Consider the following 13,382-nt stretch of genomic DNA (forward strand, 5'->3'; position numbering starts at 1 on the left):
AGGACGGCACGCCCGCCATCGCGAAGGCGGGCACCCCGTCCCCCAGCCCGCCCCCGGACACCCCGGCGCCGTCCGTCCGCAATCTCCGGCTGCGCCGGCTGCGGCGGCACACCCCCGAGCACGGCGAATCCGCCGCGCGCAGCAGCCGCAAGCGTGGCGCCCACCCCAAGGTCGTCGCCCTCGGCGGCGGCATGGGGCTGTCCGCCTCGCTCACCGCGCTGCGCCGGATCACCGGTGACCTGACCGCCGTGGTCACGGTCGCCGACGACGGCGGCTCCAGCGGCCGGCTGCGCGACGAGCTCGGCGTCCTGCCGCCCGGCGACCTGCGCAAGGCGCTCGCCGCGCTGTGCGGCGACGACGACTGGGGCCAGACCTGGTCGCGGGTCATCCAGCACCGCTTCTCCAGCCGCGGCGACCTGCACGACCACGCCGTCGGCAATCTGCTGATCGTCGCCCTCTGGGAGCAGCTCGGCGACCACGTCCAGGCCCTGGACCTGGTCGGCAAGCTCCTCGGCGCCCATGGCCGGGTGCTGCCCATGTCCGCCGTGCCGCTGGAGCTCCAGGCGCTCGTACGCGGCCACGACCCGTTGCGCCCCGACGCCGTCGACACGGTCCGCGGTCAGGCGACGGTGGCACTGACCCCCGGCGAGGTGCAGTCCGTCCACCTGGTGCCGCACGACCCGCCCGCCGTCCCCGAGGCCGTCGCCGCGGTCCTCGACGCGGACTGGGTGGTGCTCGGCCCCGGGTCCTGGTTCTCCTCCGTGATTCCGCATCTTCTGGTGCCCGAACTGCTCGACGCGCTGGTCGAGACGAAGGCCCGCCGCGTCCTTTCGCTCAACCTCGCGCCGCAACCCGGAGAAACCGATGGCTTCTCACCGCAGCGTCATTTGGAGGTTTTGGGACGACACGCCCCTAAACTCGCCTTGGACGTGGTGCTGGCCGACGAGGCTGCCGTGCCCGACCGCGATTCCCTGGCCGATGCCGCAAAACGGTTCGGCGCCGCGGTCGAGCTGGCGCCGGTCGCCGCGCCCGACGGCTCCCCGAAGCACGACCCGGAGCTGTTGGCCGCCGCGTACGACCGTATTTTTCGGATGCATGGAAGGATCGGCCCATGGCGATGACGGCAGCGGTGAAGGACGAAATTTCCCGGCTTCCCGTCACCCGGACCTGCTGCAGGAAGGCAGAGGTCTCGGCGATTCTTCGGTTCGCGGGCGGCCTGCACCTGGTGAGCGGCCGCATTGTGATCGAGGCGGAGCTGGACGTGAGTTTCGCGGCCCGCAGAATCAAAAAGGACATTCTTGAGATTTTCGGACACCAATCCGAGTTGGTGGTGATGGCCCCGAGCGGGCTGCGCCGCGGTTCGCGGTACCTCGTTCGGGTGGTTGCCGGCGGTGACCAGCTGGCCCGTCAGACCGGGCTGGTGGACGGCCGGGGCCGTCCCATCCGCGGACTGCCCCCACAGGTCGTCTCCGGCGCCACGTGCGACGCCGAGGCGGCCTGGCGGGGTGCGTTCCTCGCGCACGGCTCGCTCACCGAGCCGGGCCGCTCGTCCTCGCTGGAGGTGACCTGCCCGGGACCGGAGGCGGCCCTCGCCCTGGTGGGCGCCGCCCGCAGGCTCTCCATCGGGGCCAAGGCGCGCGAGGTGCGCGGCGTGGACCGTGTCGTCGTGCGTGACGGTGACGCGATCGGCGCCCTGCTGACCCGGCTCGGCGCGCACGACTCGGTGCTGGCCTGGGAGGAGCGGCGGATGCGCCGGGAGGTCCGCGCCACCGCCAACCGGCTCGCCAACTTCGACGACGCCAACCTGCGCCGCTCCGCGCGGGCCGCGGTCGCGGCGGGTGCCCGGGTGGGGCGCGCGCTGGAGATCCTCGGCGAGGAGGTGCCCGAGCATCTCGCCGCCGCGGGCCGGCTTCGCATGGACCACAAGCAGGCCTCCCTGGAGGAGCTCGGCGCGCTGGCCGATCCCGTCCTGACGAAGGACGCGGTCGCGGGCCGGATCCGCCGACTGCTTGCCATGGCCGACAAGCGGGCCCAGGACCTGGGCATTCCCGGTACGGAGTCCACGCTCACCGAGGAGATGGCGGACGGCCTCGTCGGCTGAGGCCGGGCCGACGCCCCCACCACGCCCAACCCGCCGCTGCCGGTGTCCCCTTGGGGCGCCGGCAGCGGCATGTACTGCCACCCTGCGCCCTATTGACATGACCATGAACTGTCATGAGCCTGGCGTCTGTCCACTTACGTGGCAGACAACAGCAAGGGGGGCACATGAGACGCAGAGCGAGATCGATCCTCGCAGCGGGCGCATTGCTGATAGGCGGCATGGCGGCGGCACCCGTCGCGCAGGCCGAGGGGACGGGCGCCGCAGGGGCGAGCACCGCGGACGCGGGCGCCGACGCGGTGAAGGTGTTCAACGCCGATGTCACCAAGGAGCAGATACCCCTGGTCCTCGCGGCCGGCCAGGACGCCCATGAACTGGGCGAGCAGGTGCCGGACAAGGGCACCACGAAGGTCGAGCTCTTCCTGACCGACGCCCAGGCGCGTGACCTGGGGAAAAAGGGCGTCAAGGTCACCGAGCGCAAGGTCTCGGCCAAGAGTGAGGCCCGGCTGCGGGCGGCGGGCGACGGGGTCTACCGGCCGTACAGCGGCGCGGGCAATCTCCAGGAAGAGATCGTGAAGACCGGGCAGGCGAACCCGGGCATCACCAAGGTCGTCTCCATCGGCAAGACCATCAAGGGCCAGGACATCCTCGCGCTCAAGCTCTCCAAGGGCGCGAAGAAGACCAAGGACGGCGCGAAGCCCTCCGTGCTCTACATGTCCAACCAGCACGCCCGTGAGTGGATCACCCCGGAGATGACCCGGCGGCTGATGCACCACTACGTCGACAGCTACGGCAAGGACCGGCGAATCACGAAGATCGTGGACTCCACCGAGGTGTGGTTCGTGCTCTCCGCCAACCCGGACGGCTACGACTTCACGCACCAGGCCGGCGGCGACCGCCTGTGGCGCAAGAACCTCCGCGACATCAACGCCGACGGCGCCATCACCGCGGGCGACGGCGTCGACCTCAACCGGAACTTCTCCTACAAGTGGGGCTACGACAACGAGGGTTCCTCGCCGCGCCCCGCGAGTGAGACCTACCGCGGCGCGGGTCCGGCCTCCGAGCCCGAGACCCAGGCCATCGACCGCTTCCAGAAGCGCATCGGCTTCGAGTACGGCATCAACTACCACTCTGCCGCAGAACTGCTCCTCTACGGCGTGGGCTGGCAGGTCGCGACTCCGACCCCCGACGACGTCCTCTACCGGGCACTCGCCGGTACCCCGGAGAACTCCGCGGTCCCCGGCTACTACCCGCAGGTCTCCTCCGAGCTCTACACCACCAACGGTGAGGCCGACGGACACGCGGCCAACATCAACGGGACGATGATGTTCACCCCGGAGATGACGACCTGCCAGGCGGCGTCGAACATCGACCCGAACGACCAGTGGCGCCCCGAGGACTGCCAGTCCGGGTTCAACTTCCCCGACGACGAGAGGCTGATCCAGGCGGAGTTCGCCAAGAACATCCCCTTCGCGCTCTCCGTCGCGGAGACGGCCTCCCACCCGGACCAGCCCTCCTCCGCGGTCGGCATGGCAGCGCCCGACTTCACCGTCGACGCCTTCAGTACCTCCTATGCCCGCTGGGACGCCCAGGAAGTGGCCGTCACCGCCCGCAAGTCCGTGCGCGACAAGGAACTCAAGTACCGCGTCAACGGCGGCCGTACGCACGACCAGGCGCTCAGGCCCTGGAAGGGCGGCGAGACGTACGGCGGCGAGGACAACATCTACTTCGACGAGTACCGGGCGAAGGTCCAGGACGGCGACGTCGGCGACAAGGTCGAGGTCTGGTTCACCGGACGGACCAAGACGGGCAAGCCCACCTCCAGCGAGCACTTCACCTACACACTGGCCGCGCGGCCCAAGGCCGAGACGCTGGTGATCGCCGAAGAGGGCGCAGCCGCCAAGGAGACCCAGAAGTACGTCGACGCGCTCAAGGCCAACGGCCGCGGCGCCGCTGTCTGGGACGTCGCCACACAGGGCGCACCGCACGCACTGGGCGTCCTCAGCCACTTCTCCACCGCGGTCCACTACACCGGCGCCCAGGCCCCCGGCGGACCCACCCAGCTGGCGGTCCGCGCCTTCCTCAACGAGGGCGGCAAGCTGATCGAGGCCGGTGAGCTGGCGGGCGGCAACACCCAGGTCGGCCGCGCCGCGACCAATGACTTCAGCCAGTACTACCTCGGTGCGTACGGACGCACCCCCACGCCCGCCGCCACCGGCTTCGCCGGAGCGGGCGGTCTGGCCGGGTTCACCGGACCACTGGCGGGCACGGCGACCAATCCGCTGAACGCGGCGGGTGCGTACACCGTCACCTCCGACACCCTGCCCGTCGCGGAGTTCCCGCAGTTCAAGAGCGCGCAGGCAGGCAAGTACACCGGGGTCACCAACCCTTACGCCCCCTATGAGGGCGAGTGGATGGCGGCCGCCACGCACGAGGACGGCGACTGGCGCAGGCTGGCCCGCACCGTCGACCTCACCGGGGTCGCAGCGGCCGACAAGCCCGAGCTGAAGTTCGCCCTCAACTGGAACACCGAGGAGGGCTACGACCACGCGGTCCTAGAGGCGCACACCGCGGGCGCCGAGGACTGGACCACGCTACCGGAGGCCGGTGGCGCCACCTCGTCCACCGTCCCGGCGGAGTGCGAGGCCGGCTTCTTCATCAACGGCCATCCCTTCCTGCGCCACTATCTGACCCTGGACGCGGGCGGCTGCACGGCCACCGGCACCAGCGGCGCCTGGAACAGCTTCACCGGCGCGGCCAACGGCTGGCAGCAGGTCTCCTTCGACCTCAGCGCCTACGCGGGTAAGAAAGTCGAGCTGTCGCTGGGCTACATCACCGACCCGGGCAGCGGCGGCCGCGGCGTCTTCGCGGACAACGCCAAGCTGTTCGTGGGCGGCGCGGAGAAGGAGTCCGAGGGCTTCGAGACCTCGCTCGGTGCCTGGACCGTCCCCGGCGGCCCCGAGGGAAGTCCGGTTGTCGAGGGCGACTGGGTCCGCTCCCAGGCGCTCTTCCAGTCCTACGGCGCCGTCACAACGCGTGACACCGTGCTGCTGGGCTTCGGCCTGGAGCACGTGCCGACCGCCGCAGACCGTGCGGCACTGCTCGGAAAGGCGCTGCGTTCCCTGCGAAGCTGACTCTCAGTGACGGGGGCGCAAGCCCTCGCGAGGGCGGCGGCCCGTACTCCTACTGGGGAGTACGGGCCGCCGCCCGCCGTCCGGGACCGCTCGATGTCACCCCGGCCCCCACGGAGAGGTAGGGTCGGAACCGGTCGGGGACATCCCATACATCTCGCCGGCGTCGAAACCCGGCGTACCAACGAGGAGATCGGTTCGTGACGATCCGCGTAGGCATCAACGGCTTCGGCCGCATCGGGCGCAACTACTTCCGGGCGCTGCTGGAGCAGGGTGCGGACATCGAGATCGTGGCTGTCAACGACCTGGGTGACACTGCGACAACTGCACACCTCCTGAAGTACGACACCATCATGGGCCGCCTCAAGGCCGAGGTGTCGCACACGGCGGACACCATCACCGTTGACGGCCACACCGTGAAGGTGCTGTCCGAGCGCAACCCGGCGGACATTCCGTGGGGCAAGCTCGGCGTCGACATCGTGATCGAGTCGACCGGCATCTTCACCAAGAAGGCGGACGCCGAGAAGCACATCGCCGGTGGCGCCAAGAAGGTCCTCATCTCGGCTCCGGCCAAGGACGAGGACATCACCATCGTGATGGGCGTCAACCAGGAGAAGTACGACGCGGCCAACCACCACGTCATCTCCAACGCCTCCTGCACCACCAACTGTGTGGCGCCGATGGCCAAGGTTCTCGACGAGAGCTTCGGCATCGTCAAGGGCCTCATGACGACGGTGCACGCGTACACCAACGACCAGCGCATCCTGGACTTCCCGCACTCCGACCTTCGTCGGGCGCGCGCTGCCGCGGAGAACATCATTCCGACCACCACGGGTGCCGCCAAGGCCACCGCGTTGGTCCTCCCGCAGCTCAAGGGCAAGCTGGACGGCATCGCCATGCGCGTCCCGGTCCCGACCGGTTCGGTCACCGACCTGGTCATCACGCTGGAGCGCGAGGTCACCCGTGACGAGGTCAACGCCGCGTTCCAGAAGGCCTCCCAGGGCGACCTCAAGGGCCAGCTGGTCTACACCGAGGACCCGATCGTGTCCTCGGACATCGTCGGCGACCCGGCCTCCTGCACCTTCGACTCTCTGCTGACCATGGCCGAGGGCAACCAGGTGAAGATCATCGGTTGGTACGACAACGAGTGGGGCTACTCCAACCGCCTCGTCGACCTCACGGTCTTCGTCGGCAACCAGCTCTGATCCGTACGGCAGGCACCTCGATGTGAGCACAGGGCCCGGGCGGCGCAACGTGGCGCTGCCCGGGCCCTGTCACGTGTTTTGTCTCCCAAGGAGTCCAGGAACAACAGATGAAGACCATCGACGAACTTCTCGCCGAAGGGGTCGCGGGCAAGCGGGTATTCGTCCGCGCCGACCTCAATGTGCCGCTCGACGGCACGACCATCACCGACGACGGCCGCATCCGGGCAGTCCAGCCGACCATCGAGAAACTGGCCGCTGCGGGCGCCAAGGTTGTCGTCGCCTCGCACCTGGGCCGCCCCAAGGGCGTCCCGGACCCGGCCTTCTCGCTGGCCCCCGTCGCCGCACGCCTCGGTGAACTGCTCGCCACCGACATCGCGTTCGCGACCGACACGGTCGGCGAGTCCGCCACCGCCGTGGTCGCGGGCCTGACCGACGGCCAGGTCGCCGTCATCGAGAACCTCCGCTTCAACGCGGGCGAGACCTCGAAGGACGACGCCGAGCGCGGCGCCTTCGCCGACCGGCTCGCCGAGCTCGCCGACGTGTACGTGGGCGACGGCTTCGGCGCCGTGCACCGCAAGCACGCCTCCGTCTTCGACCTCCCGGCGCGCCTCCCGCACGCCGCCGGCGGCCTCATCGCCACCGAGGTCGGCGTGCTGAAGAGGCTCACCGACGACGTCCGGCGCCCGTACGTCGTGGCCCTCGGCGGCGCCAAGGTCTCCGACAAGCTCGGCGTGATCGACCACCTGCTCGACCGAGCCGACCGGATCCTCATCGGCGGCGGCATGGCGTACACCTTCCTCAAGGCCCAGGGCCACGAGGTCGGCAGCTCGCTTCTTCAGGAGGATCAGGTCCCGAAGGTCAAGGAGTACCTGGAGCGCGCGAAGGCCAAGGGCGTGGAGTTCGTGCTCCCCGTCGACGTACTGGTCGCGCCCGCGTTCCCGGACCTCAAGACCAAGGCTCCGGCTCACCCGACGACGGTCGCGGCGGACGCCATGCCGGCCGGTCAGATGGGTCTGGACATCGGTCCTGCGTCCTGCAAGCTGTACGCATCGAAGCTCGCCGACGCGGCCACCGTTTTCTGGAACGGCCCGATGGGCGTCTTCGAGCACCCCGACTACGCCGAGGGCACCAGGGCGGTCGCCCAGGCCCTCATCGACAGCCCCGCCTTCACGGTGGTCGGCGGTGGCGACTCCGCCGCGGCCGTCCGCATCCTGGGCTTCGACGAAAACGCATTCGGCCACATCTCGACCGGTGGCGGCGCAAGCCTCGAATACCTCGAGGGCAAGACGCTTCCCGGCCTCGCCGCACTGGAGGACTGACCCCATATGAGCAGCACCCGCACCCCGCTGATGGCGGGCAACTGGAAGATGAACCTCAACCACCTCGAGGCCATCGCCCACGTCCAGAAGTTGTCCTTCGCGCTGGCCGACAAGGACTACGACGCCGTGGAGGTCGCGGTCCTGCCGCCCTTCACCGACCTGCGGTCCGTACAGACCCTGGTCGACGGCGACAAGCTCAAGATCAAGTACGGCGCCCAGGACATCTCGGCGCACGAGTCCGGTGCCTACACCGGCGAGATCTCGGGCCTCATGCTCGCCAAGTTCAAGTGTGCGTACGTCGCGGTCGGGCACTCCGAGCGCCGCCAGTACCACGCCGAGACCGACGAGATCTGCAACGCGAAGGTGAAGGCCGCGTACCAGCACGACCTGACGCCCATCCTGTGCATCGGCGAGGGCCTGGACGTCCGTAAGGCCGGCAATCAGGTCGCGTACACCCTTGCCCAGCTCGACGGCGGACTGAAGGACATCCCGGCCGAGCAGGCCGAGTCCATCGTGATCGCGTACGAGCCGGTGTGGGCGATCGGCACCGGCGAGGTCGCTACCCCCGAGGACGCGCAGGAGGTCTGCGGAGCGATCCGCGGCCGTCTCGCCGAGCTGTACTCGCAGGAGCTGGCCGACAAGGTCCGCATCCAGTACGGCGGCTCGGTCAAGTCCGGGAACGTCGCCGCGATCATGGCGCAGCCGGACGTGGACGGTGCCCTGGTGGGCGGTGCGGCACTGGATGTCGACGAGTTCGTCAAGATCGTCCGGTTCCGTGACCAGTAGGGCGACCAGTGAGTAGGCCTTAGGGGCGATCCGTCGTAGTCTTGCGGGGGCCGGGGGCTGTACAGACAGCCGTCCGGCCCCCGTCGTCGTATGTGAGTCCCGTCCGTTTGCGAAGTCCGAGGAAGTTGGTCCAGCCGTGGTTATGGGGTTCTCGATCGCCCTGATCGTCTTCAGCCTGCTGATGATGATGCTGGTTCTGATGCACAAGGGGAAAGGCGGCGGCCTCTCCGACATGTTCGGTGGCGGCATGCAGTCGTCCGTCGGAGGGTCCTCGGTCGCCGAGCGCAACCTCGACCGGATCACGGTGGTCATCGGTCTGTTGTGGTTCGCGTGCATTGTCGTTCTTGCGTTGCTGATGAAGCTGGACAGCTGACCCGTCCTCCGATAGGGAGGCGAGGTGCGGCCTATCATGGGCCCAGCGTCTCCACGCGTCCTGGAGTGCGGATGTAACTCCAGTAGCGGGATGCGCGTTGGGCCTTCGGTAGACCGGGGCGCAGCAGCCGAGCTGTTTGACGACGCTTCGCAGCACCATCACGCAGGGAGTTACGACCGTGGCAAGTGGCAACGCGATCCGGGGAAGCCGGGTCGGAGCGGGGCCGATGGGTGAGGCTGAGCGCGGCGAGTCCGCGCCCCGTCTCCGCATGTCCTTCTGGTGCTCGAACGGGCACGAGACGCAGCCGAGCTTCGCTAGCGACGCGCAGGTTCCGGACAACTGGGACTGCCCGCGCTGCGGATTCCCGGCGGGCCAGGACCGCGACAACCCGCCGGCCCCACCACGCACCGAGCCGTACAAGACGCATCTCGCGTATGTACGGGAGCGGCGCAGCGACGCGGACGGCGAGGCGATCCTCGCCGAAGCGCTCGCGAAACTACGCGGCGAAATCTAGGAATTGCGATCCGGCCGGATGCCTCAGGGTGTCCGGCCGGATCGCTTTGTCGGCCACCGCGTGCCACTGGGTGCTTCCGCACGCCGTCTGCCGCTCTGATCAATTAGGTTGGAGAGGCGGGGGGCATGGACGCAGGTACGAGAAGAATGGGCTGATGTCCGAGATGAACGCAGAGAGCCGCACCAGGCTGAACCACACGACCGAGTGGACCGCTCTGGGCAAGCATCGTGAGCAGCTGGGCCGGACACATCTGCGAGAGCTGTTCGCCGATGATCCGCAGCGGGGCACCGGGTACACCCTCACGGTCGGCGATCTCCATCTCGACTACTCCAAGCACCTGGTGACCGGCGAGACCCTTGGACTGCTGCGCGAGCTGGCCGCCGCCACCGGCGTCGCCGAGCTGCGTGACGCGATGTTCCGCGGCGAGCGGATCAACACCACCGAGGACCGTGCGGTGCTGCACACGGCGCTGCGCGCCCCGCGCGACGCGGTGATCGACGTCGACGGGGAGAACGTCGTACCGGCCGTGCACACCGTGCTCGACAAGATGGCCGCCTTCTCCGACCGGGTCAGGTCGGGGCAGTGGACCGGCCACACCGGCAAGCGCATCAAGAACGTGGTGAACATCGGCATCGGCGGCTCCGATCTCGGACCCGCCATGGCGTACGAGGCGCTGCGCTCCTTCACCGACCGCGGCCTCACGGTCCGCTTCGTGTCCAACGTCGACGGGGCCGATCTGCACGAGGCCGTGCGGGACTTGGACCCGGCCGAGACGCTGTTCATCATCGCGTCCAAGACGTTCACCACGATCGAGACCATCACCAACGCCACCTCGGCGCGCGACTGGCTGCTGACGAACCTCCGCGCCGGTGACGACGCCGTCGCCAAGCACTTCGTGGCGCTGTCCACGAATGCCGAGAAGGTCGCCGACTTCGGCATCGACACGGCCAACATGTTCGGATTCTGGGACTGGGTCGGCGGGCGCTACTCGTTCGACTCGGCCATCGGCCTGTCACTGATGATCGCCATCGGCCCCGACCGCTTCCGCGAGATGCTGGCCGGCTTCCACCTCGTCGACGAGCACTTCCGCACCGCGCCCGCCGAGGAGAACGCACCGCTGCTACTGGGCCTGCTCGGCGTCTGGTACGGCGGGTTCTTCGACGCGCAGGCGCACGCGGTCCTTCCGTACAGCCACTATCTGTCGAAGTTCACGGCGTACCTCCAGCAGCTGGACATGGAGTCCAACGGCAAGTCGGTGGACCGTGACGGCAACGCCGTCGACTGGCAGACGGGCCCCGTCGTCTGGGGCACCCCCGGCACCAACGGGCAGCACGCGTACTACCAGTTGCTGCACCAGGGGACCAAGGTCATTCCGGCGGACTTCATCGGCTTCGCCAAGCCGGTCGCCGACCTGACCCCCGGGCTGGAAGAGCAGCACGACCTGCTCATGGCGAACTTCTTCGCCCAGACCCAGGCGCTGGCCTTCGGCAAGACGCCGGACGAGGTGCGGGCGGAGGGTGTGGCCGAGGAGCTGGTGGCGCACAAGACCTTCCAGGGCAACCACCCGACGACGACGATCCTCGCCGAGGAGCTGACCCCGTCCGTGCTGGGGCAGTTGATCGCGCTCTACGAGCACAAGGTGTTCGTCCAGGGGGCCGTCTGGAACATCGACTCGTTCGATCAGTGGGGTGTGGAGCTCGGCAAGGTCCTCGCCAAGAAGATCGAGCCCGTGCTGACCGAAGGGACCCAGGGCGAGCAGCTGGACAGCTCGACCGCCGCACTTGTCGGCAAGTACCGCACGCTGCGCGGCCGTTGAACTCCATAGAGGCCCCCGTCCGGCTGAGACCGCCGAACAACACGCTGGACGGGCGGGTCGTCGGCTGGTGGCGCACACAGTGGCTGCTGCTGGTCCTGCCCGTGGTGGCCGTGCTGGTCGTGCTGAGCGTGCTCGTCGCGCCCGCACGGCCGTGGCTGCTGCTGTCCGCCGCCGCGGTCGGGGTGCCGGGGCTGGCCTGCGCGGTGTTCCTGCCGCTGTGGTGGTTCCGGGTGCACCGCTGGGAGGTCACGGACGACGCGGTGTACGTCCGTACCGGCTTCTTCTGGCAGGAGTGGCGGATCGCGCCCATGTCGCGGATCCAGACCGTGGACACCGTGCGCGGCCCGCTTGAGCAGGCCTTCAGACTCGCCACCGTCATCGTCACCACCGCCTCGTCCAAGGGCGCGGTGAAGATCGAGGGGCTCGACCATGAGCTGGCCGCGTCACTGGCCGAACAGCTGACGCGGATCACCCGGGCGACGCCCGGGGACGCGACGTGACCGGTACGGGGACGAAAGCGGGGGACAGCGCGATGGAGGAGACGCCGGACGGCTGGCAGCGGCTCAGTGTGCGCACGGTACTCGTCACCGCGCTGGTCATGGGCGGTGTGGGGGTGGGCGCCGGAGTGCCCGCCACGCTCGGCCTGGCGAACGGCCGGCCCCTGTGGGTCGCCATCGGTTGGGTACTGGCCGGCGCGGTCCTGGTGATCGTGGGTGGCACTGCGGCCGACTATGTGCGGTGGCGCAGGACCCGCTACCGCATCGGCGCCGAGCGCGCCGAACTCCACACCGGGCTGCTGCTCGTCAAGCGCCGCTCACTGGCCCGGGAGCGCATCCGCAGCGTCGACCTGACGGCCAATGTGATGCTGCGACTGCTCGGCCTGGTGAAGGTCCGTATCGGTACGGGCGAGAGCACCGGCGGTGGTGAGTCCACGCTCGAACTCGACCCGGTCACCCGCGAGGAGGGTGAACGGCTCCGCCGGGAACTGCTGGCGCGGGCGGCTCCCGGCGAACCCGGAGCGCACCGCGAGGGCGAACTGGCCACGCTCGACCTCCGCTGGATCCGGTACGCGCCGGTCTCCTTCGTCGCCCCGGCGCTGGGCGGCGCGGCGGTCGGCGGTCTGATGCAGGTCAGCGAATGGTTCGGCGCCCAGGGCAAGCTGATCAACTGGGTGGGCGACCGCTTCCAGGACACCTCGGTCGTCTGGATCGTCGTGTCGCTCGTCGTCGGGGCCTGCGTGACGGGCGCCGTCGGCGCGCTCGGCCTGTGGGTCGAGATGTGGTGGAACTACCGCCTGGAGCGGGAGCCCGGCGGCACACTGCGGGTGCGCCGCGGGCTGTTCACCACCCGCTCGATCTCCATCGAGGAGCGCAGACTGCGTGGGGTGGAGCTGGTCGAACCGCTCGGCGTACGGACCCTTGGCGCGGCCCGGGTGGACGCGGTCGCCACCGGCCTCGCCGAGGACGAGAGCAGCCGCAACGCCGACCACAAGACGCTGCTGCCCGCCGCACCCCGAGCCGTCGCGGAGTCGGTGGCGGCGGACGTCCTGCGCGTGGCATCGTCCCCGACGAGCACGGCCCGCCTCGCGCCGCACCCGCGCGCGGCCCGCGCCCGGCGGCTGCGCTGGGCCTTCGCCGCGGCCCTGCCGCCGGTGCTCGTCCTCGCCGTGCTCGGCGTCCTGCTGACCGACGTCCTGCTGTACGTGGCCGGGGCGTGCGTGGTGGTGCTGCTGCCGCTCGCGTACTACCTGGCCGCCGACGCGTACCGCAGCCTCGGGCACGCGATCAGCGGCGACTACCTGGTGGCGCGGTCGGGGACGGTACGTCGTACGACGGTGGCGCTCCAGCGGGGCGGGGTCATCGGCTGGACGGTCAAGCAGTCCGTCTTCCAGCGCCGGGCCGGACTGATCACGCTCACGGCGACGACGGCAGCGGGGGCGGGGGCGTACTCGGTCCACGACGCGGGGCAGCCCGAAGGGCTGAGGTTCGCGGCGGATGCGGTGCCGGGGGTGCTGGGGCCGTTTCTGGAGCGGGGGGAGTAGGGGGCGCGGGGTCGCGGGTGCGGGTGGGCGCCTGCGGCGGGCTTGTCCCCTACCCGCCCCTTCCCGAACTGGGGCTCCGCCCCAGACCCCGGTCCTCAA

The 13,382-nt window shown here is 69.6% G+C and carries 11 protein-coding genes; all 11 read left to right on the forward strand.

The window, feature by feature from the left end:
• Nucleotides 1-89: 89 nt before the first annotated feature.
• The 11 genes from QMK30_RS08840 to QMK30_RS08890 all read left to right on the forward strand — a co-directional run bounded on the left by QMK30_RS08840 (nucleotide 90) and on the right by QMK30_RS08890 (nucleotide 13,283).
• On the forward strand, nucleotides 90-1,121 hold the full coding sequence (locus tag QMK30_RS08840; RefSeq protein ID WP_434600329.1) for a gluconeogenesis factor YvcK family protein: 1,032 nt from the start codon (nucleotides 90-92) through the stop codon (nucleotides 1,119-1,121).
• Entirely contained in the window at nucleotides 1,112-2,101 is a 990-nt protein-coding gene (whiA, locus tag QMK30_RS08845) for a DNA-binding protein WhiA (protein ID WP_283516637.1), read from the forward strand. The genes QMK30_RS08840 and whiA overlap by 10 nt, the downstream gene beginning before the upstream one ends.
• A 164-nt stretch (nucleotides 2,102-2,265) precedes the next feature.
• Nucleotides 2,266-5,232 (forward strand): M14 family metallopeptidase, encoded by a 2,967-nt coding sequence (locus QMK30_RS08850; protein ID WP_283516638.1) that lies wholly within the window; start codon nucleotides 2,266-2,268, stop codon nucleotides 5,230-5,232.
• A gap of 197 nt (nucleotides 5,233-5,429) precedes the next feature.
• Entirely contained in the window at nucleotides 5,430-6,434 is a 1,005-nt protein-coding gene (gap, locus tag QMK30_RS08855; protein WP_283516639.1) for a type I glyceraldehyde-3-phosphate dehydrogenase, read from the forward strand.
• A 107-nt stretch (nucleotides 6,435-6,541) separates the two neighbouring features.
• Nucleotides 6,542-7,753, forward strand: a complete 1,212-nt coding sequence (locus QMK30_RS08860; protein WP_283516640.1) for a phosphoglycerate kinase — start codon at nucleotides 6,542-6,544, stop codon at nucleotides 7,751-7,753.
• A 6-nt stretch (nucleotides 7,754-7,759) separates the two neighbouring features.
• Entirely contained in the window at nucleotides 7,760-8,539 is a 780-nt protein-coding gene (gene tpiA / locus QMK30_RS08865) for a triose-phosphate isomerase (protein WP_283516641.1), read from the forward strand.
• Nucleotides 8,540-8,681: 142 nt separating this feature from the next.
• Entirely contained in the window at nucleotides 8,682-8,912 is a 231-nt protein-coding gene (secG, locus tag QMK30_RS08870; RefSeq protein WP_283516792.1) for a preprotein translocase subunit SecG, read from the forward strand.
• 178 nt (nucleotides 8,913-9,090) lie between these two features.
• On the forward strand, nucleotides 9,091-9,426 hold the full coding sequence (locus QMK30_RS08875; protein WP_283516642.1) for an RNA polymerase-binding protein RbpA: 336 nt from the start codon (nucleotides 9,091-9,093) through the stop codon (nucleotides 9,424-9,426).
• 163 nt (nucleotides 9,427-9,589) lie between these two features.
• Nucleotides 9,590-11,242, forward strand: coding sequence for a glucose-6-phosphate isomerase (gene pgi, locus QMK30_RS08880; RefSeq protein WP_283516793.1), 1,653 nt, complete (start codon nucleotides 9,590-9,592; stop codon nucleotides 11,240-11,242).
• Between the two features lie 5 nt (nucleotides 11,243-11,247).
• A complete protein-coding gene (locus QMK30_RS08885) occupies nucleotides 11,248-11,742 on the forward strand; it encodes a PH domain-containing protein (protein WP_502963102.1) in 495 nt (164 codons plus the stop codon).
• A 32-nt stretch (nucleotides 11,743-11,774) separates the two neighbouring features.
• The gene (locus QMK30_RS08890) at nucleotides 11,775-13,283 is read left to right on the forward strand and encodes a PH domain-containing protein (RefSeq protein ID WP_283516644.1); all 1,509 of its coding nucleotides are present in this window, start codon (nucleotides 11,775-11,777) and stop codon (nucleotides 13,281-13,283) included.
• Nucleotides 13,284-13,382: the final 99 nt, after the last annotated feature.

The organism is Streptomyces sp. H27-C3, assembly GCF_030063415.1.
In the GTDB taxonomy this organism is placed as follows: domain Bacteria; phylum Actinomycetota; class Actinomycetes; order Streptomycetales; family Streptomycetaceae; genus Streptomyces.

Bases quoted from the DNA above. Each gene is read 5' to 3' on its own strand.
- QMK30_RS08860 (WP_283516640.1), top strand. From the start codon at position 6,542: ATGAAGACCATCGACGAACTTCTCGCCGAAGGGGTCGCGGGCAAGCGG.
- pgi (WP_283516793.1), top strand. From the start codon at position 9,590: ATGAACGCAGAGAGCCGCACCAGGCTGAACCACACGACCGAGTGGACC.
- QMK30_RS08850 (WP_283516638.1), top strand. From the start codon at position 2,266: ATGAGACGCAGAGCGAGATCGATCCTCGCAGCGGGCGCATTGCTGATA.
- QMK30_RS08890 (WP_283516644.1), top strand. From the start codon at position 11,775: ATGGAGGAGACGCCGGACGGCTGGCAGCGGCTCAGTGTGCGCACGGTA.
- tpiA (WP_283516641.1), top strand. From the start codon at position 7,760: ATGAGCAGCACCCGCACCCCGCTGATGGCGGGCAACTGGAAGATGAAC.
- secG (WP_283516792.1), top strand. From the start codon at position 8,682: ATGGGGTTCTCGATCGCCCTGATCGTCTTCAGCCTGCTGATGATGATG.
- whiA (WP_283516637.1), top strand. From the start codon at position 1,112: ATGGCGATGACGGCAGCGGTGAAGGACGAAATTTCCCGGCTTCCCGTC.